Source organism: Streptomyces sp. NPDC058371, assembly GCF_042723265.1.
Classification (GTDB): Bacteria; Actinomycetota; Actinomycetes; order Streptomycetales; family Streptomycetaceae; genus Streptomyces.
Window position 1 is genome coordinate 136,266 of record NZ_JBHXJC010000012.1, and the last position, 19,777, is coordinate 156,042.

The window sequence follows — 19,777 nt, forward strand, 5'->3', positions numbered from 1 at the left end:
TCCGCGGTCCCACCCACTGTTGACTTCGAAGGATGCCCACCCATGTCGATGACCGACGAAACCAGCACAGGCACACCGAGCCCGCCGGAGAGCCCTGAGCCCCCGGGACCGCCCACTGCGCCCGCTCCCGGGAAGGCCGCGCCCACCGGGTCCGCGGGCCCGACCGCCTTCACGATCGCGGTGGCCATCACCGGCGGATTCCTCGCCCTGCTCGACACCACCATCGTGAACGTGTCCCTGGAGGACACGACGGCCCGGTTCGGCGCCCTCAGTCAGGTCCAGTGGGTGGTGACCACGTACCTGATCGCCCTGGCGGCCACCATGCCGGCCACCGGCTGGCTGGCCACCCGGTTCGGCGTCAAGCGCGTCTTCGCCGGCGCGATCGCGGTGTTCGCCATCGGCTCCGCGGCCTGCGCCTTCAGCCAGACGCTGCCCGAACTGATCGCCGCCCGCGGCCTGTCCGGCGCCGCCGCCGGCGTGCTCACGCCCGTGTCGACGATCCTGCTCACCAGCGGCGTGCCGCGCGAACACCTCGGCCGGGTCCAGGCGTTGAACGGCAGCGTGATGCTGATCAGCCCGCTGCTCGGTCCGACGATCGGCGGACTCCTGGTCGAGGCCGGTGGCTGGTCCGCGGTCTACGCGATCAACATCCCGCTGTGCGCCGCCCTGTTCGTCGTCACCCTGCGCCGGGTACGCAAGGACACCCCCGCCGGCCGGGACGCCAAGCCGCTGGACGTGGTCGGACTGCTCACCTCGGTCGTCTGCACGGTCAGCACGGTGCTGGCCATCAAGGAGTTCACCGACCTCGGCCTGTCGCTGGAGCCCGCCCTGCTGCTGCCGCTGGGCCTGGCCCTGGCGAGCGGCACCGCCTTCGTCGTACGCGAACTGCGTGCCCGCTTCCCGCTGTTGGACCTGCGTCTGTTCGGCAACCGCGTGTACGCGATGGCCGTGGTCAACGTGTTCTGCCTGGGCTTCGTCCTCTACTCGCCGATGATGCTGATCCCGCTGTACTTCGAGAGCGCCCGCGGTGAGACGCCCGTGACGACCGGTCTGCTGATGTCCACGGGCGGCGTCGGGGTCGTCACCGCCGCCTGGCTGTGCCGCGTCCTGATGAAGCGGCTGGGCGGCGGCGGCACCATCGTCGTCGGCATCGCGCTGACCATGCTCGCGACGGTGCCCCTGACCCGCCTGTCGTCGGACACGCCGTACGCGCTGATCTGCGCCAGCCTGGTGGTGCGGGGCCTGGGCACGGGGCTGACCATCGTGCCCGCCATGACACGGGCGTTCCAGTCGATCCGCCCCGAGTCCATCGCCGACGCCTCCTCCCAGCTCAACCTGGTCCAGCGCATCGGCGGCGCCGTCGCCATCGCCGCGGTGACCGTGGTGCTGGAGGACGCGGCGCGGCAGCGCCACGGCCTGGTGCCGGGCGCCTTCGCCCACTCCTTCGGCTGGGTCCTCGGGGTCTACGCGTTCACGCTGATCCCCGCACTGGCACTGCTCGCGGCGGACCGCCGGGAAGCACGGCTCGCGGGTGCGAGCGCGTAACGGCGGCATCCGGGCGCCCGCGGTCAGCGCGAGGAGGGGAGCCAGCCGTCCTGGACGGCGTGCACCCCGGCCTCGAAGCGGCTGCGGGCGTCCAGCTGTTCCATCAGGTTGGCGGCGATGCGCCGGGCCGTGCGCGGCGACACCCCCAGGCGCTTGGCGATGGCCTCGTCGGTGTAGCCCTGGGCGAGCATCCGCAGGACGGCGCGCTCCTGCGGCGGCATGCCCTTGGCGTCGCACTGCGGGAGGCTGCCCAGCGGGAGCGCGATGCTCCACACGCTCTCGAACAGGGCGCACAGCGCGGCGACCGTCCCGGCACCGCGCAGCACCACACCGCCGGCCCGCGCGTCGTCGGTGTCGATGGGCAGCACGGCCTGGCACCGGTCGAAAATGATCATGCGGATCGGCAGATCGGGCACGGTACGGACCTGCCCGCCGTGACCGTGCAGCCAGGTGACGTGGTCGAGCGTGGGCTGGTGGTTGCGCACGCTGTCCAGGTAGATGGTCCGCATCCGCACCCCGCGTTCGAGCAGAGTGGAGTTGGGGCCGCGGCTGGCCCGGAGGTCCTCGGCGGAGTGTGCGCCGCCGGGCGCGAAGGTGGTGACCTCGGTCTGGGCGGAAGCGGCCAGCTCCGCCAGTCGTTCACGGATCGCCTCCGGGCCGATCAGCTGCTCGGAGGCGTTGTCTATCGCGCGTGGCCGCAGCGTGGAGCATTCGGCGATCAGCTGGGCCGCGGCGGCGCGGGAGGCCTCCACCCGCATCTGCTGGGCCGCCAAGTCGGCTTGCTGGCGGGCGAGCAGCACCTCCATCGCGGTCTCCGGACCCACGGCACGGAACCCGATGCCCTCCCGGGCCGACGGCTGGACCAGGGCCAGTTCACTGAGCCGGTCCAGGCCTGTGCGGACCCGTTCCTCGGTCAGTCCCAGCCGGTCCGCGAGCGCCGCGACACCGTCCTGCGGATTGCTCAACATCCCCCGGTATATGGCTTCTGCCTCGACATCGAGTCCCAGAATGTCCAACATGATGCGATTCCCCCCGGTACACGCCATCAGGTCACTTGGCTTGAAGTTACCGGCCTTGAGCTTACTGACCTTGAACTCCTGATGTCGGCGGGACGCAAGTGATGCCGGTTCCGGTTCCGAGGAGCGGTGCGGGCCCCGGCCGCCGCGGGGCTCCCGGCGGCGGCGCGGACTTCGGCGGACACGGCGGCCCAATGCGTGAGCCCCGTACCTTGATCAACTTATTCCACGCATCCTGATCAATTTAGGCTACCCGGCTCGAAATCGATCTGGACGCTTTATGACTTGGCACAAAGCGTCCGGCGCGAGCCGGTTCACGCTCGAATGCGGGCGCCGAAGATGAGTACATGTACCTCATTCACGTGCGCCTTCGGGCACCCGGCGACAAGGCGCCGTCGCCCGGCCTGGCCGAGACCATCGCCCCTTACGCGGAAGAGGCGGACGGACTCGAACACGTCTCCGCCCACCTCGATGCGGCGGGGGACGTGACCCTGGGTCTTTTCCTCGTCGCCGCCAGTCTCGCCGCGGCCGAGGAAAGTGCCGCGCGATTGGTCGACCGGGCGGTGTCGGCCCATCCCGATCTGCGCGGTTACCGCATTCTCACCGCCGAGGCCGTGCTGTTGCCCGACCCCTGGTGGGGCACGTCGTGACCGGATGCGGACGTCGTCGTGACCGAACGCGTACGCGACCGTCGTGACCGGAAGCGGACGCGGCCGCCATGACCGTAGAACCGCATGAATCAGCAGGTCACAGGGCTCACCGGCGTATTCGGGGGCCGGCCGGGAGGGGGTGGACGGCTTAGGACACTGCATGTTCCGTCCAGCCTTCTTCTGTTCCATCCGGCCTTGAGTTCGACCAGAGTGGAGCCATCGGCAGGAACGAACACAGCCGCGAAGCCCAAGGGGGACACCCGGGATTCCGGCTGGTAACAACAGGGGGAAACAAAGATGGGCAACCGTGCTTCGAGAATTGTCGTGGCCGTACTGATCGCTCTGGGTGGAATGACGATGACGGTCACCGTCACGGATTCTCCGGTGCACCTCTCGGGTATTGCCGATGTCGACCTGCGGACCACCGCCGGAGACGCCCCTGACGGGGATGTCACCTGGGGTCCGTGAATTCCACGGACTCTGCCGGCCGACGGCGGGACGGCGACAGCGAAGCCCAACGGCCGGAAGCCGCGCAGGCACCCGGCTCCTGGACAGGGACGCTGAATTGAGTTGATGCAAGGCGGGGGACGGACGAGATGGAATTCCTGGTACTGGGTTCTCTTGAGACGCGTGAGTCGGGCGAACTGATCCGCGTCCGGGGGATGCGGCAGCAGCGGCTCCTGGCACTGCTGCTCCTCAACGCCAACCGGGTCGTTCCGGTGGACGCGTTGGTGGACGAACTGTGGGAGGACCCGCCGCCGTCGGCCCGTCCACAGGTCCACAACGCGATCCGCGACCTCCGCCGCATCCTGTCCGCCGCCGACGAGTGCAGTCTCGTCACGGTGGACGTCGGATACCGGCTCGTCGTCCCCGAGGACGCGGTCGACGCGCACCGCTTCGTCGCCCGGGTGCGTGCCGCCAGGGCGGCGGAGCGGGAGGGCCGGTCCGCCGAGGCCATCGGGCTTCTGCAGTCGGCGCTCGACCTCTGGCGCGGTGACGCCTTCGCCGGCATCCACTGCCCGGCGGTCGCCGGCGCCGCGATGAAGTTCAACGAGCAGCGGCTGACCGCCATCGAGGACCTGATGGCGCTGCGGCTGCGGGCCGGCGAATACAGCGCGCTGGTAGGGGAGTTGCACGGCCTGACCGCGGAGTACCCGCTGCGGGAGTCGCTGCGCGGCAGCCTGATGATCGCCCTCTACCGCGGCGGACGTCAGGCCGACGCCCTCGCGGTCTACGACGAGGGCAGGCGGCACCTGGCGGAGGAGCTCGGACTTGAGCCCAGTCCCCAACTGCGCGCCCTGCACGCGGAGATCCTCGCCGACTCCCCGAACGTCCATGGTTCCGGGGGCGCCGACATCACCGTGAACGACCCGGCGGCGCAGCGCTCCCCGCACTCGGCCGACCGCCGCGAGGCCTCCGCCGGCGCCCAGGCCCCGGAAATCCACCGGAACTACCTGCCCCACGATCTGACCGACTTCACCGGCCGGTCCGCCGAACTGGACTCCCTGCTGAGTGTGGCCGCGCAGGAACCGGGCGGATCACCGCTGATGATCGCGATCGACGGTATGGGCGGGGTGGGCAAGACGACCCTGGCGGTCCGGGTCGCCCACCGGGTCGCAGCGAGCTGCCCGGACGGCCAGTACTTCATCGGGCTGCACGGGTTCAGCGCGACCCGGCGTCCGCTGCCACCCGTGCAGGCACTCGGCACCCTGCTCCAGGCGAGCGGGCTCGATCCCGGCGCGATCCCCGACAGCCTGGAGGAGCGCAGCGCCCTGTGGCGGTCGCGGCTGGCGGGCCGGCGCTGCCTGGTGGTCCTGGACGACGCCGCGGACACCGCTCAGATCACCCCGCTGCTCCCCGGCACCGGGAACGCGGTGGTGCTGGTGACCAGCCGCCGCAAACTCACCGCGCTGGACGGCTCGTTGCCGCTGTGGCTGGACGTGCTGTCGCACGACGACGCGGTCGCGCTGTTCAGCCGGATCATCGGCGAGCAGCGGGCCGCCCGCGAGCCCGAGCAGATCGCGAAGGCCGTGGAGCTGTGCGGCCATCTGCCCCTCGCGATCCGGATCGCCGCCACCCGGCTGCGCGGCCGTCCGGCCTGGTCGGTCGTCGACCTCGTCGACCGGCTGGCGAGCACTCCCGAGCGGGTGCGCTGCCTGGAGACCGCCGACCGCGACCTGATGTCCATGCTGCGCACGTCGTACCAGCATCTGAACCCGTCCCAGCGGCGGTTCAGCCGGCTCATCAGCCTGAACCCGTCGCCGTCCTTCGACATCGACCACGCGGCCGCCATCACCGGCCTGACCCGCGGCGACGCCGAGCGCTGCTTCGACGTACTGATAGAGAACAACCTCATCCGCGAGGACACCCCGGCCCGCTTCTCCTTCCACAGCCTCATCCGCGACTGCACCCGGGAACTCCTCGCCGACGTCACGGACCCCGCGACCGCCTCCGGCTGAGGGCGGGGGCCGACTCCGCCTCAGGGACCGGGCCACGCACCCGGCACCGTGCGCGGCGGGAGTCGGCACCGCGGCCGGAACCGGCGGCGCGGCCCGCGGAATTCAGATTGATCGGCCCGGCGCTCTGAGATACCCATGCCAGGTGATACGCGGCGAGAAGACCGGGCTGCGCGCCCGGCACGAGACGGATGTTCCCCTGCTCCACGCGGAGTTCTACGAGGACGTGGCGGCCCGTTCGCGCACGGACGACCGGCCGTGGCGGCCGATTCCGCCGGACTCCGCCCACTCGCCGTTCGCCGTAGGGGAGCCGTCGGACACCGCGGCACCGTTCTCGGTGGTGGAACTCGCCTCGCAGGAACTGGCCGGCGCGGCCGTCCTGTGGGGCATCGACACGCACAACCGGGCGGCGCACCTGGGGCTCTCCGTGCTCCCCGCCTTCCGGGGCCGCGGGCTCGGCTCGGACATCGTCCGCGTGCTGTGCGAGTACGGCTTCGCGGTGCGCGGCCTGGAGCGACTCCAGGTGGAGACGCTGGCGGACAACGCCCCGATGATCGCGGCGGCGACGAGCGCCGGGTTCACGATCGAGGGCACGCTGCGGCGCGCCGCCTGGGTGTACGGCACCTTCACGGACCTGGTCGTCCTCGGCCTCCTCGCCGACGAATGGGCTGCCTGAGAGCGCCGACCGCTCCTGCCCGTCCGGTCAGAGGGCGTCAACACGCCAGGCGATGACGCCGGTTGAGCCCTTGGCGCCGTCGACGTCGATGTGCAGCGCCTGACGCCCGGTGATCCGCTGCCGTACGACCGACTGGTCGCAGGGCACGGTGGTACGGGTGCCGCCGCTCGCCGGCGTGAACGCCAACCGTGCGCTGCCGCTCCCGAAGCACACCAGGCTGAGCTGGTAGCTCTTGCCTTCGCTCAGAGTCGGCTCGGTGTGAATGCCGTCGGTCACCCGCTCCGCGCCGGCCTCGACCATCCTGCCGGTGTGAACGGCGTCAAGCGTCGTCTGCGCCTGATTGACGAGCTTCTCCTCGGAGACCGTCGGCGCCGTGGCGGAGACGCTCGGCGCCGTACGGGACGCGCCCGACGGCGACGGACCGCCGGCCTTCTCGCCACCGCCGTCGGACGAACACGAGGCGACCAGAAACACCGAGGTCACGAGTGCGCCCCACCGGCCCCAGACCCGCAGCCGCAGCCGCACCCGCATCCGTATCCGCATCCGCATCCGCAAAGAGTTCACACCGAAGTCTCCCAGCCCGCAGCGAAGTCACCGCGGTCGCCTGCGTACGACGCACGCCGACGACATACGCCTACGACAGGCTCAGCCGGGCTCAGTTGAGTGAACAGCGTGGTAGGTCCTCGGCACCCTGCCGATGAGTACCCGTACTCATGTCTGAGCGCGCCTTCCGGTCCACCGTGGAGAACACCGCACACGAGGAAGGTACGTACATGGAGAGTTCCGCACGTCCCCGGCTGAAGAGGACTCGGGTCCTGCTGGCGCCCGCGGTCGACAACTGGCTCGCGCGCTCGTACCTCGCGGTGGTCGCGGCGTCGCTGGGGTTCTTCCTGTACGCCGTGTACCTGTCGCCGGACCCGGGGTTCGCCGGGATCTGGCCGATCATGGCCACGGCGCCGTTCAGCGCCATTGCTCTTCTGGCGCCGGTACTCGACTGGTATTCCTCGCTCGCCTGGCTGACCCCGTTGGTCTTCTCCGCAGGGGTGGCCCTGGCCGGGCTGGTCAACGCCGTGCTGCTCGGCCTCCTCGCCCGCAGGCTGCGGACGGGGAACCCGCACCCGGCCACCTGAGGCAGTCGCCGGCCCGTCCAGGCCCGGGGTCTACGAGGACAGAGCACCGCTCTGTCTGCGCCGGCCGCACCCTCGCTGGCCGCACTCCCGCCGGCCGCACCCGGCCGGCCCCCTCCAACAGGCCGCTGCCCCAAGGCAGTTCATGGCACCCCCACGGAAGCGAAAGAGAACCCCCTCATGTCCGAGACCACCACCACCCCTTCCACCCTCGACGCCGCCTGACGCCCCCACCGCGTCACGCCGACCCGCGTCACGCCGGCCCGCGTCACGCCGGCCCGCGTCACGCCGGCCCGCGTCACGCCGACCCGCGTCACGCCGACCCGGGTCAGTACGGCCCGGGCGGCGCGTCCGTGAGCCCCCCGATCGTGCCCGGGGCCACCGCGCGGGAGCGGCCTCGGAATCGCCACCTCCACCGGTGGAACCGGCGACATCGACTCTGCCGTCGACAATGAGGGCGGAGAAGATCTGAAGTCGAAAACGCCCGTAGGCGCTTCGGAGCCGGCTGTCCGGCTCGCTGCCGGGTGAGGGACAGGCACGATGCAGACAGCGGACCACGGGGAGCACCACATGCGCCGACTCGGCCGACTCGCGATGCCACTCGCGGCACTTTCGCTGCTCATGGCCGCCACCGCCTGCACCGAGGAGGAGCCGAAGCCACCGCCTCCCGGCGCCAGACTGTGCGGTATCACCATGGCGAGCTGGTGGTTCGACGCGACGGGCGGCAAGGATCTGTCGGGTGAGCTCAGGGGCGACGGACTGCCCTTGACGAACCCCGGCCAGAGCAGAAGCGCCAGCCGTACGGCGATCTGCGACGTGTCCGCCGGAGGGAAGTCGGTGGGGAGGTTCATCGCCGAGGTCACCACCGCCGACGAGGTCATCGAAGCGGCCAGGAGCATCGACCTGCAGTCGGCGAACCGGCGTTTCACCGTGGCCGGGGGCAAGGGGAGCGTGGATCCGAACGTCAATGACGACGGTGCGGATGCCTGGTGGACCTGCAAGAGCGCCCTGCTCAATGTCGAGGTCTACCGCCCCAGAGACGTCAAGAAGCGCATCGAGCTGACCAGGACGCTGGGCAGGCGGGTGGCCGCCGTCGTCGGCTGCCCCGGCCCCGTCCCGGTGCTCCCCGCCGACTGAGCCGGGGGCCTGCGCCTCGATCGCGCCGGCGGACCGACCCGGGGCGATCGAACGTCATGGGAGCACCTCCCGGGGTGGCGGGTGGCACAATAAATCGAACAAGTGATTGAATTTGGCCATGAGCCACCCCATCCCCTCCGACCTCGTCCGTGCACAGCGGGAGTGGAACGCCACGTACGGGCAGCTCGCCGACCAGCCAGGCCGGACCGCCCTGCGGCGGCGCCTGCTCCTGCTCTCACGATCACTGATGACACATCCGTACTGGACGGCCGAGACCTGGACGCCGGCGGTACGGATGGAACTGCGCCGCCTCGCGCGGGCGGACACCGCCGGCTGATCTCCCGCTGCCTGCCCCGCCCGACGGCTCAGACAGGACAGACCCACCCGTGAACGAGCGCCCTCCGTCCAAGCTGGAGCTGCTGCACTTCGCGCGCCGTGTCGCCGTGCAGCAGGCGAGGGACAAGATCGCCCAGATCGACCGGTGGATCGCGGCCGAGGAGCGGCGCGAGACCGAGCGGCGGCGCGGGACCGAGGCGCGGCCGGCGGTGCCGGACTGGCTGATCGAGCAGGGCCTCAGCGGCCGCGCACCCGTGTACGTGCACGTCGGCGGCTGCTGGAGCGCTAAGAAACGGTGTCGCGGTGTCGAGCGGGACCAGGCGCTGCGCGCCCTCGCCGACGGCGTCGACGCGTGTCCGCACTGCCGACCGGACACCGAGCTCGGGTACCTCGGCTGAGCCGTTCCGCGGCTCCGCACTTTGCCAGGAGTTCATCAGGTGACGCACAGCATCCTCGTATCAACGGGCAGCAAGCTCAGGGCAGTTGACCGAGTGATCAGCTGGTCGAGCGATGAGGAGCCGCTATGTATGACTACGACCCGACAGACCACACGCCGACCGGGTCCGCCCCGGCGCCGACGGCCGTGCAAACGCGCAGGCCGAACGGCGTACGACGGCTGCTGTCGAAGAAGAAAGGCGGGCTGATCGTGGCCGCCGGGCTGACCTGCGCGGTGGCCGGCCTGACCAGCACCTCCGCGATGGCGGTCTCGTCGTCCGGGGCGTCCCCCGCGGACACGGCCACGCCGACCGCGACCGCCAGCGTCCCCGCCGGCGGTGGCCCCGTGGCGGATCCGTCCGCCGGTGGCGCGACGGGCATCGTCGACGCGACGTCCGCGTCGGGCTTCACCTTCAAGACGGCGACGGGTGTGGAGGTGACGGTCACCGAGGCGTCCTCGACGACCTACAAGAAGGGGACCAAGCGCGCCACGGAGCACGTCGTGAAGACGGGCGCGAGCGTCCTCGTCCTGGGGACCGTCTCCAGCGCGACCATCGCGGCCACGCAGGTCCTCGTGCAGCCCGGGGGCGACGGCGGAGCCGCAGCCGCCGAGGCGGCCGGAGTGATCCCCTTCCAGCAGGGCACGCCCTCCCCGGCCAAGTCGGTCGGCACGATCCCGGACTACACCGAGGGAGAGGGCACGATCGTCAGCGGAACGGCGGCCGACAAGGCCACGAAGGCCGCCCAGGCCCTCGTTCCCGGCGGCATCAACAACCGTGTCGTGGAACTGAGCAGCGGCGTGTACGAGGTCCACAACATCAGCGTCAACTGGCCCCACCACATCTTCGTCACCAAGGACTTCAAGGTCCTCGGCTACGAGTAGTCGCCCCGCCGGCTCCCCGGCCCGCATGCCCAACCCGGACGGCCCCTGGCAGCACCTTGCCGGGGGCCGTCCGCCCTTCGCACCCCACGACCGACGGCGGAGCACCGGTGCCGGGGGGACCAGGCTGTCCCGGTCCACGCGACCGGTCGTCGCGTGGACCGCGAACTAGAATCTCGCCATGGCCCTGACCACGAAGGACGTCGAGCGGTTCGAGGTGTCCAGGAGCCGGCTGGAGGCCATTGCCTACCGGCTGCTCGGCTCGGCGAGTGAGGCCGAGGACGCCGTGCAGGAGACGTTCCTGCGGTGGCAGGGTTCCGAGGTCGACCGCATCGAGGTCCCCGAGGCGTGGCTGACGAAGGTGCTCACGAACCTGTGCCTCAACCAGCTCACCTCCGCCCGCGTCCGGCGCGAGACCTACGTGGGCCAGTGGCTGCCCGAGCCGCTGCTCGGCGGGGACCCGATGCTCGGCCCGGCCGACACCGCCGAACAGCGTGAATCGGTCTCGTACGCGGTTCTCGTCCTCCTGGAGCGCCTGTCCCCGAACGAGCGGGCGGTGTACGTGCTGCGGGAGGCTTTCGGCTACTCGCACCGGGAGACCGCCGAGATCCTCGACCTCACCGAGGCCGCCAGCCAGCAGATCTTCCACCGCGCGAAGAAGCACGTCGCGGACGGCAGGGCCCGCAGCGAGATCGACGCGGCCGCGGCCCGGCGGATCGTCGAGGAGTTCCTCGCGGCCGCCACCAGCGGGCAGACGGATCTGCTCGTGCAGATGCTCACCAAGGACGCCGTCTCGGTCGGTGACGGCGGCGGGAGGGTTCCGGCCCGCGCCAAGCCGTTCGAGGGTGCCCTGGCGGTCGCGAAGTTCATGCGGGGCCTGTTCAAACCCAGCAAGGCCAAGCGCGCCATCGCCGGTGGCTCACCCGACATCTACGTCACGAGCGCCAACGGCGACCCCGCTGTCGTGGCGGTCGTCGACGGTCGCGTCATCGGCGTCATGTGCCCGGAGGTCACCGCCGAGGGCGTCGCCGCGTTCCGCAACCAGGTCAACCCCGACAAGCTCGAACGCGCGACGCGACAGTGGGCGGCCACCGACCACGGCGACCCCCTGCTCACCGCCTTCTGACCCTGCCCATCCCGGTGTGAGGTGCTTCACATCGGGCTCCTGTCAGGAAACGACGGGCCGCCCGGTTCAAGTGGCGAATCCGTCTACGACAGGAGCCCCACCATGCAGCACCGCATCGTCGTCCTCGGCGCCGGATACGCCGGCGCCATCGCCGCCGGACGCCTCGCCAGGCGGCTGTACCGCGAAGACGTCGCCATCACTCTCGTCAACGCCGAGCCCGACTTCGTCGAGCGGGTCCGGATGCACCAGCTCGCGGTCGGCCAGGACCTCGAACCCAGGCCCCTCGGCGAGATGTTCGCGGGCACCGGCGTCGTACTGAAGCAGGCGAGGGTCACCGGTATCGACGTCGACCGCAGGACCGTCGCCGTCACCGACGCGAACGGTGCCGAGGGGATGGAGCACGAGCTGGAGTACGACACCCTCGTCTACGCCCTCGGCAGCGGCTGGAACGACCAGGGCGTCCCCGGTACCGCCGAGCACGCCCACGAGATCGCCGGTCGCCCCGGCGCACTCCGGCTGCGCGAGCGCCTGGCCCGCCTGGCCGCCGGACAGCCCGTGGTCGTGGTCGGCGGCGGCCTCACGGGCGTGGAGGCCGTGACCGAGATCGCCGAGGCCCGCCCGGACCTCGACGTCGCCCTCGCCGCCCGCGCCGGCCTCGGCGACTGGCTCTCGCCCAAGGGCACCCGGCACCTGCGGAAGGTCTTCGACAAGCTCGGCATCACCGTGCACGAGCACGCCGCCGTCACCGGCGTCGAGGCCGGCCGACTCGTCACCGCCGACGGCACGTTCATCCCGGCCGCGGTCACCGTCTGGACCACGGGCTTCGCCGTCCACCCGATCGCGGAGGCAACCGCCCTGGAGGTCACCGGCACCGGCCGGATCGTGGTCGACGGGACCATGCGCTCGGTCTCGCACCCGGACGTGTACGCCGTCGGTGACGCGGCCATGGCGATGGGGCCGGGCGACAAGCCGCTGCGGATGTCGTGCGCGTCGGGCACCCCCGCCGCGTGGCAGGCCGCCGACGCCATCGCGGCGCGCCTGACCGGCGGGAAGCTCCCCAACACCCCGCTCCGCTACTTCAACCAGTGCATCTCGCTGGGCCGCAAGGAAGGCCTGATCCAGTACGTCACCGCCGACGACCGCGCCGTCCGAGCGGCCCTGACCGGACGGTTCGCCGCCGTCTACAAGGAGCTGATCTGCAAAGGCGCGGCCTGGGGTGTCGCCCACCCGGTGTTCCTGCCGTCCCGACGCCGGCACGTCGTACGGGAGCAGGACCGGTCGGGCTCGACGGTCACGTCACCGGCCTGACGCGCACGGCGGACCGGACGCCCCCGGGCCGCGCGTTCCCCCTCACCCGACTCCACCTGCGGCCACCCGCATCGAGTCGTGGAATTCCAGTCCTCGATTGTCACTGGCATGCCATACGCTGCGTCTTCGGCAGCGTCCGCGCACCGTCGTCGGTGCGAGGGGGGACGCGCGCCCTGTTCGTTTCCGCCCGGTGGGCACCGGGCTTCTTCCGTGGGGGTTCACATCACTGTGCGCAGACGCATCATGCCGATCGCGACGGCATTGGCGGTCGTCCTCAGTTCCGCCGCCCTGGCAGCGGGGGTGGCGGGTCCGGCCTCCGCCGACTCCGCGAAGGTCCTGCCGGTGAAGGCGGTCGGCGACATGGTCGTGGACGGCACCCACCAGCGGGTCTACGTCTCCGATCCGACCGGCAACAAGATCGTCGTCACCGACTACGCGGGCGCCGTGCAGGCGACGCTGACCGGCCTCTCCGGCGTGACCGGCCTCGCGCTGTCCGCCGACTCCGGGCAGGTCTACGCGGCCGTGAAGAACGACAACCGGATCGTCTCGGTGGAGACGGCGACGTACACCCAGACCGCGAGTTACCCGCTGGGCGTGGCTCCCGGCGACCTGGAGGTGGTGGACGGCCGGATCTGGTTCGCCCACGGCACCGACTTCGGCTCGCTCGACGTCTCCGGCGCCGAACCCGTCGTCCACCTCGCCCAGCGGGGCGACGTCGACTTCGGCGGCTCCGGCACGTTCCTGGCCTCCGACCCTGCCGTCCCGGGCGTGCTGGCGGCGGGCAACGGCGGCGCGCTCGCCGTGTACGACGTCACCGCCGACGGCGCCACGCTGCGGACCAAGGGTTCCATGGACACCGGCGTGAAGCAGCTGGACCTGACGCCCGACGGCAGCCAGGTCCTCACCTCGTGGGGCGACCCGGAGTTCGGCTACGGCATCGGCGCCTACTCGACCACCGACCTCGGCGAGCAGGCCGGTTACCCCATCGACGCCTACCCGAACGCGGTGCGGGTCGCGCCCGACGGCAGCGTGGCGGGCGGCAGCTCCTCCTGGTACGAGCCGGACGTTCACATCCACCGGCCCGGTGACCCGGCGCCGGTGCGGGAGTACGACTTCCCCAACACCGGCAACAGCAGTGGCGCCGACACCCTCGTGGACGGAGCGCTCGCCTGGGCGCCGGACGCGAGCCGGGTCTTCGCCGTCTCCGAGAACACCTTCGGCACGTACACGCTGCGCGCCCTGACCGACCCGACCAAGGAGCTGCCCACCCTCAAGGTGTCGGCCCCCAGCAAGTCGGACCGGGCCAAGAAGCTCACCGTCACCGGCAAGCTGACCTCGAAGACGCCGCTCGCCGCGGGCAGCAGCCTGACGGTGACCCGCACGGACATCGAGTCGCCGGACGGCAAGGCACTGGCCGCGGTCACCACGAAGGCGGACGGCAGCTTCTCCTTCACGGACACCCCGCCCGCCGGCGGCAAGGTCACCTACCAGGTCTCCTACGCGGGCGACGCCACGCACGCCTCCGTCGCCGGCCACGACACGGTGGAGGTCTCGCGCAAGGCGACCGCGCTGAGCCTGACCAACAACGGCAAGGTGTACTCGTACGGCAAGGACGTCTCCTTCACCGCGCACCTCGGCACGACGTACAAGAACCGCACCGTCGAGATCTACGCGGACCCCTTCGGCTCCGACAAGCCGAAGAAGCTGCTGAAGTCGGCCAAGGTCAACTCCCACGGCAACGTGTCGGCGACCGTCGACATGACGCGTGACACCACCGTCACCGCGGTCTTCGCCGGCGACGCCCGCTACGCCGCCAAGACCGCGAACTCGACGGCGTACGCCAAGGTGAAGATCTCCACCAGCGTCTCCAAGCACTACAAGACGGGCAAGATCGGCTCCAGGACGTACTACTACTTCCGCAAGAACACCGACCCGGTGTTCACCACCTCCATGAGCTACTACGCCGGCCGCAAGCAGCGTTTCCAGCTCCAGGTGTACTACCAGGGCTCCTGGTACGACTCGGGCTCCGAGTACTTCGCCCTGGGCACGAACGGCAAGTCGGTCGTGAGCCTCGAGGCGCCGGGCGAGTCCGGCATCCGGGCCCGCATGCGGTCGTCGTACATCAACGACTCCTCCGGCGACACCGTCAACTCCACGACCCACGGCGCCTGGAAGTACCTCACCTTCACCAACTGATCCCACCGCAGGCAGCCGCCGCCGCTACGGCCCCCACTCCACGTGGCCGTACCGGCGGCGGACGTGTCCCGGGACGCCCGGTCCGGGCCGGCGACGCCACCGGAACCCGCGTGGCTCCGAACGAGTGGACTTCACCGGAACGCGTGCCCGAATGAGCCCTCCACCAGGGGCCGGATGGTGACGTTGCCACCTCTGCCCCTGACCTGGAAGAGGCGCCCCGACATGCGACGTACCCCCTCCCGCCGTGTCTTCGCCGCAGCCCTGCTCGTGGCCTCCGTACTGGCACCGATGACAGCGATTCCCGCCACGGCCGGCAACGCGGCGGCCGTCGGCCGGCACGACAGGGACGGCGAGCACCCGCCGGGACTCGGTCACAAACTGACCGCCAGACTGGACGCCGCCATCGAGAAGGTGCGCCGGCAGGCGGACATCCCCGGCGTCGCCGTCGGCCTGTGGATGCCCGGCAAGGGAAGCTACGTCCGGGCGACCGGGGTCGCCGACAAGGCCACCGGCGAGCCGATGACCACCGACAAGTTCATCCGGATCGGCAGCGAGACCAAGACCTTCACGGCCACCGCGCTGCTCGAACTCGTCGACGACGGCCGCGTCGGGCTGGACGACCCGATCTCCGACTACGTCCACGGCGTGCCGGGCGGCCACCGGATCACCCTGAGGCACCTGGCCGAGATGCGCAGCGGTCTGTTCCCCTACAGCTCGGACGCCGACTTCGAGCACGACCTGCTGAGCGACCCGAGCCGCCAGTTCGCCCCGGAGGAGCTGCTCGCCTACGGCTTCAAGCACAAGAACACCTCCGCGCCGGGGCAGGTGTTCGAGTACAACAACAGCAACTTCGTACTCCTCGGCCTGGTGATCGAGAAGGTGACCGGTCACCGCCTCCAGGACGTCATCGAGCGGCGGGTGCTCCGCCCGGCCCACCTGCGCCACACGCTGTTCCCCGAGGGCGCCGAGTTCCCCGAACCGCACCCGCGCGGGTACACCGACCAGACGCTCAGCGGCGAGGTCGCCGACTCCACGGACTGGAACCCCAGTTGGGCCTGGGCGGCCGGCGCGATGATCTCGGATCTGCACGATCTGCGGCGCTGGGCGAAGACCGTCGCCACCGGCGAGCTGCTCAGCCCGGAGACCCAGGCGGAGCGGCTCAAGACGCTGCCGACCGGTTATCCCGGAACGAGCTACGGCCTCGGCATCTTCGAGTCCGGCGGCTGGCTCGGCCACAACGGCTCGATTCCCGGCTACGAGACCGTGACCGTCTATCTGCCGTCGAAGAAGGCCACGTTGGTCGTCATGCTCAACACCGACATCACCTACGAGGGCAAGGAGCCGTCCTCGCTGGTCGCCCGGGCGATCACCGAAATCGTCACCCCGAAGAACGTCTACGACCGCCCGGTCCCCACCCGCTGAGACGCCGGACGGGGAGTGACCGCCGCGGACAGCGGCCGGCGAACGGGCCCGGGTCGACGACCCGGGCCTTCACCGTGGAGCCGACAGACCCGCCGCACCGGGCAGTGGGCAGGTCAAGGCCTGCCGAACGCCGCCACCATGATGTTCAGCGCCACCGCGTTCATGTCCTGGCCCTTGGCGTCGGTGGAGTTGACGTTGTACACGAGGGTCCGGGAGCCGTCGCGGGTGGCGGCGATGGCCGTGTTGTAGCCCCAGCGGCCGCCCGTCTTGCCCCATACCTCGCGGCCGCCCAGCCTCTTCATCGAGAGACCGGTGGAGTACGCGGCCGGGTCACCGCTCTTGAAGTCCGTCACCTTCGGCAGCGTGAACATCTCCTCCAGGAGCGGGCCGCGCACGACCCGGCCCCGGAACAGGGCCTTTGTGAAGCGTTCGAGGTCCGCCGTGGTCGAGACGATGTCACCGGCCGCCCAGCCGTCCGTCGCCCCCCACACGGACACATCGCGCAGTCCGGTCGTCCCGTCGTCCAGTGTCATCGTCTGGTAGCCGTGGTTGTGCGGGCCGATGATCCGCGGGTCGGACTTGGGGTAGTACGTGTCGCGCAGCCCGAGCGGCTTCAGGATCCGGAGGTCGACCTGGTGTTCGTACGAATCACCCGTGACGCGCTCGATCAGCAGACCGGCGATGGTGTAGCCGATGTTGAGGTAGTGCTGCTGCTCGCCCGGCGGGAACTCACGCGGCTTCGCCGTCGCGGAGCGGACCATCTCCTCGGGTTCATGGATCCGGAAGCGGTCGGCGTACGCCTCCTCGACTGTGTCAGCGGGGAAGTCGGGGGCCGGGATCCCGTGCGTGTGGTTGAGCAACTGCCGCACGGTGACGCCCTCGTACGACGCCGGGATCAGCTCCGGCAGATACGAGCGGGCACTGCGGTCCAGGTCCAGTCCGCCCTCGGCGACCAGCTGCAACGCGACCGCCGCCGTGAAGACCTTGGTCACCGAACCGGCGCGGAAGCGGGCGGCCGGATCGGCCGGCCGCCCGGTCTTCAGGTCGTGCACGCCCGAGCTGCCCCGCCAGACGCCTTCGGTACCCCCGACCCGCACCAGAGCGGCCGTCGCCTCGGCGGTCGGCAGGCCGGCGATGGCCGCCTCCAGGGCCGGGTCCGCGGAGAGCGCCCCGGACGGGGCGGGCCGGGTGGACGCGACGGCCGGCAGGGCCGCCGGGCCCGCCGCGACGCCCAGGACGAGGGCGGCGGCCAGCAGCGTGCGGGTCGTGCTCTTCATGGTCAACTCCATGGATGTGAGCCGTTGTTCAAGTGGGCTCCATCCTTCTGACCGGCGGCCGGCCGCGGATCCCCCGCGCGGGCGGAGTCCGGGTGCCGGTTTCCGTCAGTTCCTCGCCGACGCGGGGGAGGAGCCGGGTCCGGACGATCCCCCGGGCGGGGGATCCCCGGCCGCGATCAGGCCCGTCTCGTACGCGCAGATCACGGCCTGGATCCGGTTCCGCAGCCCCAGCTTGGCGAGCACGTTGCCGACATGCGTCTTGACCGTGTGGTCGCTGACGACCAGTTCCGCGGCGATCTCGGCGTTCGACATACCCCGCGCGACCAGCAGCAGCGTCTCCCGCTCCCGACCGGTCAGCACGTCCAGTCGGGGATCCGAGCGCCGTGGCCGGACGGCGGGCCGGGTGTACTGCTCGACCAGGCGCCGGGCCACGGACGGCGCGAGCAGTGAGTCGCCCCGCGCCACCACCCGTACGGCGTGCACCAGATCGTCCCGGCGGACGTCCTTCAGCAGGAAGCCGCTCGCGCCCGCGTGCAGCGCCTCGTACACGTACTCGTCGGAGTCGAAGGTCGTCAGGATCACCGTCCGGCAGTCGCTCGCCGTACTGATCGCGCGGCAGGCCTGGATGCCGTCCATGCGGGGCATCCGGATGTCGAGCAGGGCCACATCGGGTCCGTGCCGCCGCACGGCCTCGACCGCCTCCGCCCCGTCACCCGCCTCCGCGACCACCTCGATGTCCGACTGTCCGTCCAGGATCATCGCGAAGCCGCTGCGCACCAGCTCCTGGTCGTCGGCCACCACCACACGGATCGTCACCACGCTCCCTCCGCCGCGGACGGTACGGGGATCGCGGACGGTACGGGGATACGGACCCGCACCTCGAAGCCCCGGCCGTCCGGGCCCGGTCCGGTGACGGCCGTGCCACCGTGCGCCGCCGCCCGCTCACGGACCCCGACGAGCCCGTGGCCACCGCCGGAACCGGACTGTGGACCGCGTCCGTCGTCCGTCACGTCAACGCACAAGTCACGCTCTTCATAGGTGAGTTGTACGCGCACGGAGCGCGCGGACGCGTGCTTGACCGTGTTCGTCAGCGCCTCCTGCACGATCCGGAAGACGGTCGCCCCGGTCGCGTCCGGCAGCGGCCGCGCGCTCCCCGCCGTTCCGTACACGACATCGAGGCCACTGGCCCGTACCCCGTCGAGGAGATCGGGCAGATCCCCGACCCCCGGCTGCGGCTCGCGCGGGGCGGCCGCCGACTCGTCTCCCTCGCGCAGGACCCCGAGCATCCGCCGCAGCTGTGCCATGGCGTCCCGGCCCGTCTCGGAGATCGCGTCGAAGGCGGCCTCCGCCCGATCCGGAGCCGTCCGCACCGCCACCGGCCCGGCCTCCGCCTGCACGATCATCAGGCTCACCGCGTGGGAGAGGATGTCGTGCATCTCCCGTGCGATCCGGGCCCGTTCGCGCGCGGCGGCCCGCTCGGCCTCGACCCGGTTCGCCCGCTGCCGGGTGTCGGTCAGCCGCCCGAAGACATAGGCGGCGACCAACACGAAGAAGGAGAAGGACAGTTCACGCGCCGTGCGGGTGTTGAGCCACACCGCTCCGGGCACAGCGACCAGTAACAGCAGCCCGGTGGCCAACCGTTTGCGCGGCGGCGACAGCGCGGCGATCGTGTAGACGACGACGAGCCCGGTGTACGGCAGCGGCTGCCCGGGCCCCTCCACGGCCAGCTTGTACAGGGCGCTGGTCGCCAGGACGGCGAGCAGGACGGCGACCGGAGCGCGCCGACGCCACACCAGGGGAACCACGGTGAGCGTCGTCAGCCCGTACGCGGGCCAGGTCGCCGGCTCGAACTCGGCCGGGCGCGGCACCACGAACGGCATCGTCATCGCCGCCTGCACCAGCAGCGCGATCCCCAGGTCGACCACCAGGGGATTGGCCGCCCCCAACGCCCGCCCCCGTTCCCACCACCCCCGCACTCCCGTGCGCATCGGCTCACCGGGCCGGAGCGTGCTCACGCGAGTCCCCCGATTCACGTCCTGCCCCGGTCGGACCCGGAAGCGCGACTCCCCACGGTAACGGGCGTACCGGCCCGGCCGAGCGGAAGAGACAGAGCCGGCGCATACGGCTGCGCAGAACCGCAGTTCGTGGTGATGAGGCAGTGGGACGCGGCGCATCCGCCGGAGCCTGCCC

At 71.1% G+C, this 19,777-nt stretch carries 18 protein-coding genes; 13 read left to right on the top strand and 5 right to left on the bottom strand.

Annotation, left to right across the window (positions count from 1 at the left end; translation table 11 throughout):
• Nucleotides 1–48: 48 nt before the first annotated feature.
• Nucleotides 49–1,545, top strand: coding sequence for a DHA2 family efflux MFS transporter permease subunit (locus tag ACFWM2_RS29435; protein ID WP_383286231.1), 1,497 nt, complete (start codon nucleotides 49–51; stop codon nucleotides 1,543–1,545).
• 23 nt (nucleotides 1,546–1,568) lie between these two features.
• On the opposite strand, the gene ACFWM2_RS29440 is transcribed toward ACFWM2_RS29435, so the two are convergent.
• On the bottom strand, nucleotides 1,569–2,564 hold the full coding sequence (locus ACFWM2_RS29440; RefSeq protein WP_383286233.1) for a LuxR C-terminal-related transcriptional regulator: 996 nt from the start codon (nucleotides 2,562–2,564) through the stop codon (nucleotides 1,569–1,571).
• 344 nt (nucleotides 2,565–2,908) lie between these two features.
• Between ACFWM2_RS29440 and ACFWM2_RS29445 the strand changes: the two genes are divergently transcribed.
• The 3 genes from ACFWM2_RS29445 to ACFWM2_RS29455 all read left to right on the top strand — a co-directional run bounded on the left by ACFWM2_RS29445 (nucleotide 2,909) and on the right by ACFWM2_RS29455 (nucleotide 6,343).
• Nucleotides 2,909–3,211 carry a hypothetical protein gene (locus ACFWM2_RS29445; RefSeq protein ID WP_383286235.1) on the top strand — a complete coding sequence of 101 codons (303 nt, stop codon included), beginning with the start codon at nucleotides 2,909–2,911 and terminating at the stop codon, nucleotides 3,209–3,211.
• A 596-nt stretch (nucleotides 3,212–3,807) separates the two neighbouring features.
• The gene (locus ACFWM2_RS29450; protein ID WP_383286237.1) at nucleotides 3,808–5,670 is read left to right on the top strand and encodes a BTAD domain-containing putative transcriptional regulator; all 1,863 of its coding nucleotides are present in this window, start codon (nucleotides 3,808–3,810) and stop codon (nucleotides 5,668–5,670) included.
• A 142-nt stretch (nucleotides 5,671–5,812) separates the two neighbouring features.
• Nucleotides 5,813–6,343, top strand: coding sequence for a GNAT family N-acetyltransferase (locus ACFWM2_RS29455; RefSeq protein ID WP_383286239.1), 531 nt, complete (start codon nucleotides 5,813–5,815; stop codon nucleotides 6,341–6,343).
• A gap of 27 nt (nucleotides 6,344–6,370) precedes the next feature.
• Here ACFWM2_RS29455 and ACFWM2_RS29460 read toward each other — a convergent pair whose 3' ends face one another.
• The gene (locus tag ACFWM2_RS29460; RefSeq protein ID WP_383286241.1) at nucleotides 6,371–6,907 is read right to left on the bottom strand and encodes a hypothetical protein; all 537 of its coding nucleotides are present in this window, start codon (nucleotides 6,905–6,907) and stop codon (nucleotides 6,371–6,373) included.
• 149 nt (nucleotides 6,908–7,056) lie between these two features.
• Here ACFWM2_RS29460 and ACFWM2_RS29465 point away from each other — a divergent pair, with 149 nt between their 5' ends.
• The 9 genes from ACFWM2_RS29465 to ACFWM2_RS29505 all read left to right on the top strand — a co-directional run bounded on the left by ACFWM2_RS29465 (nucleotide 7,057) and on the right by ACFWM2_RS29505 (nucleotide 16,310).
• Nucleotides 7,057–7,473 (top strand): SCO4225 family membrane protein, encoded by a 417-nt coding sequence (locus ACFWM2_RS29465; protein WP_383286243.1) that lies wholly within the window; start codon nucleotides 7,057–7,059, stop codon nucleotides 7,471–7,473.
• Nucleotides 7,474–8,010: 537 nt separating this feature from the next.
• Nucleotides 8,011–8,607 carry a hypothetical protein gene (locus ACFWM2_RS29470; protein WP_383286245.1) on the top strand — a complete coding sequence of 199 codons (597 nt, stop codon included), beginning with the start codon at nucleotides 8,011–8,013 and terminating at the stop codon, nucleotides 8,605–8,607.
• Nucleotides 8,608–8,725: 118 nt separating this feature from the next.
• Nucleotides 8,726–8,944 carry a hypothetical protein gene (locus tag ACFWM2_RS29475; RefSeq protein ID WP_383286247.1) on the top strand — a complete coding sequence of 73 codons (219 nt, stop codon included), beginning with the start codon at nucleotides 8,726–8,728 and terminating at the stop codon, nucleotides 8,942–8,944.
• A gap of 49 nt (nucleotides 8,945–8,993) precedes the next feature.
• A complete protein-coding gene (locus ACFWM2_RS29480; protein ID WP_383286249.1) occupies nucleotides 8,994–9,341 on the top strand; it encodes a DUF6233 domain-containing protein in 348 nt (115 codons plus the stop codon).
• 125 nt (nucleotides 9,342–9,466) lie between these two features.
• Nucleotides 9,467–10,261: a hypothetical protein gene (locus tag ACFWM2_RS29485; RefSeq protein WP_383286250.1), complete on the top strand. Its 795-nt coding sequence runs from the start codon at nucleotides 9,467–9,469 to the stop codon at nucleotides 10,259–10,261.
• A gap of 178 nt (nucleotides 10,262–10,439) precedes the next feature.
• Nucleotides 10,440–11,384: an RNA polymerase sigma factor SigJ gene (gene sigJ, locus ACFWM2_RS29490; RefSeq protein ID WP_383286252.1), complete on the top strand. Its 945-nt coding sequence runs from the start codon at nucleotides 10,440–10,442 to the stop codon at nucleotides 11,382–11,384.
• A 102-nt stretch (nucleotides 11,385–11,486) separates the two neighbouring features.
• Nucleotides 11,487–12,692 carry an NAD(P)/FAD-dependent oxidoreductase gene (locus tag ACFWM2_RS29495; RefSeq protein ID WP_383286254.1) on the top strand — a complete coding sequence of 402 codons (1,206 nt, stop codon included), beginning with the start codon at nucleotides 11,487–11,489 and terminating at the stop codon, nucleotides 12,690–12,692.
• 228 nt (nucleotides 12,693–12,920) lie between these two features.
• Nucleotides 12,921–14,888, top strand: a complete 1,968-nt coding sequence (locus tag ACFWM2_RS29500) for a YncE family protein (protein ID WP_383286256.1) — start codon at nucleotides 12,921–12,923, stop codon at nucleotides 14,886–14,888.
• A 222-nt stretch (nucleotides 14,889–15,110) separates the two neighbouring features.
• Nucleotides 15,111–16,310: a serine hydrolase domain-containing protein gene (locus ACFWM2_RS29505; RefSeq protein WP_383286258.1), complete on the top strand. Its 1,200-nt coding sequence runs from the start codon at nucleotides 15,111–15,113 to the stop codon at nucleotides 16,308–16,310.
• 113 nt (nucleotides 16,311–16,423) lie between these two features.
• Here the strand turns inward: ACFWM2_RS29505 and ACFWM2_RS29510 are convergent, their stop codons facing one another.
• From ACFWM2_RS29510 to ACFWM2_RS29520, 3 genes are all read right to left on the bottom strand, one after another.
• Nucleotides 16,424–17,587, bottom strand: coding sequence for a serine hydrolase domain-containing protein (locus ACFWM2_RS29510; RefSeq protein WP_383286260.1), 1,164 nt, complete (start codon nucleotides 17,585–17,587; stop codon nucleotides 16,424–16,426).
• A gap of 105 nt (nucleotides 17,588–17,692) precedes the next feature.
• Nucleotides 17,693–18,403 carry a response regulator gene (locus tag ACFWM2_RS29515; RefSeq protein WP_383286471.1) on the bottom strand — a complete coding sequence of 237 codons (711 nt, stop codon included), beginning with the start codon at nucleotides 18,401–18,403 and terminating at the stop codon, nucleotides 17,693–17,695.
• Nucleotides 18,400–19,575 (bottom strand): sensor histidine kinase, encoded by a 1,176-nt coding sequence (locus ACFWM2_RS29520; RefSeq protein WP_383286473.1) that lies wholly within the window; start codon nucleotides 19,573–19,575, stop codon nucleotides 18,400–18,402. The genes ACFWM2_RS29515 and ACFWM2_RS29520 overlap by 4 nt, the downstream gene beginning before the upstream one ends.
• Between the last annotated feature and the right edge of the window lie 202 nt (nucleotides 19,576–19,777).

Coding starts and splice junctions, on each gene's coding strand:
- ACFWM2_RS29435 (WP_383286231.1), top strand. CDS start 49: ATGACCGACGAAACCAGCACAGGCACACCGAGCCCGCCGGAGAGCCCT.
- ACFWM2_RS29440 (WP_383286233.1), bottom strand. CDS start 2,564: ATGTTGGACATTCTGGGACTCGATGTCGAGGCAGAAGCCATATACCGG.
- ACFWM2_RS29445 (WP_383286235.1), top strand. CDS start 2,909: ATGTACCTCATTCACGTGCGCCTTCGGGCACCCGGCGACAAGGCGCCG.
- ACFWM2_RS29450 (WP_383286237.1), top strand. CDS start 3,808: ATGGAATTCCTGGTACTGGGTTCTCTTGAGACGCGTGAGTCGGGCGAA.
- ACFWM2_RS29465 (WP_383286243.1), top strand. CDS start 7,057: ATGTCTGAGCGCGCCTTCCGGTCCACCGTGGAGAACACCGCACACGAG.
- ACFWM2_RS29470 (WP_383286245.1), top strand. CDS start 8,011: ATGCAGACAGCGGACCACGGGGAGCACCACATGCGCCGACTCGGCCGA.
- ACFWM2_RS29475 (WP_383286247.1), top strand. CDS start 8,726: ATGAGCCACCCCATCCCCTCCGACCTCGTCCGTGCACAGCGGGAGTGG.
- ACFWM2_RS29485 (WP_383286250.1), top strand. CDS start 9,467: ATGTATGACTACGACCCGACAGACCACACGCCGACCGGGTCCGCCCCG.
- sigJ (WP_383286252.1), top strand. CDS start 10,440: ATGGCCCTGACCACGAAGGACGTCGAGCGGTTCGAGGTGTCCAGGAGC.
- ACFWM2_RS29495 (WP_383286254.1), top strand. CDS start 11,487: ATGCAGCACCGCATCGTCGTCCTCGGCGCCGGATACGCCGGCGCCATC.
- ACFWM2_RS29505 (WP_383286258.1), top strand. CDS start 15,111: ATGCGACGTACCCCCTCCCGCCGTGTCTTCGCCGCAGCCCTGCTCGTG.
- ACFWM2_RS29510 (WP_383286260.1), bottom strand. CDS start 17,587: ATGAAGAGCACGACCCGCACGCTGCTGGCCGCCGCCCTCGTCCTGGGC.
- ACFWM2_RS29520 (WP_383286473.1), bottom strand. CDS start 19,575: ATGCGCACGGGAGTGCGGGGGTGGTGGGAACGGGGGCGGGCGTTGGGG.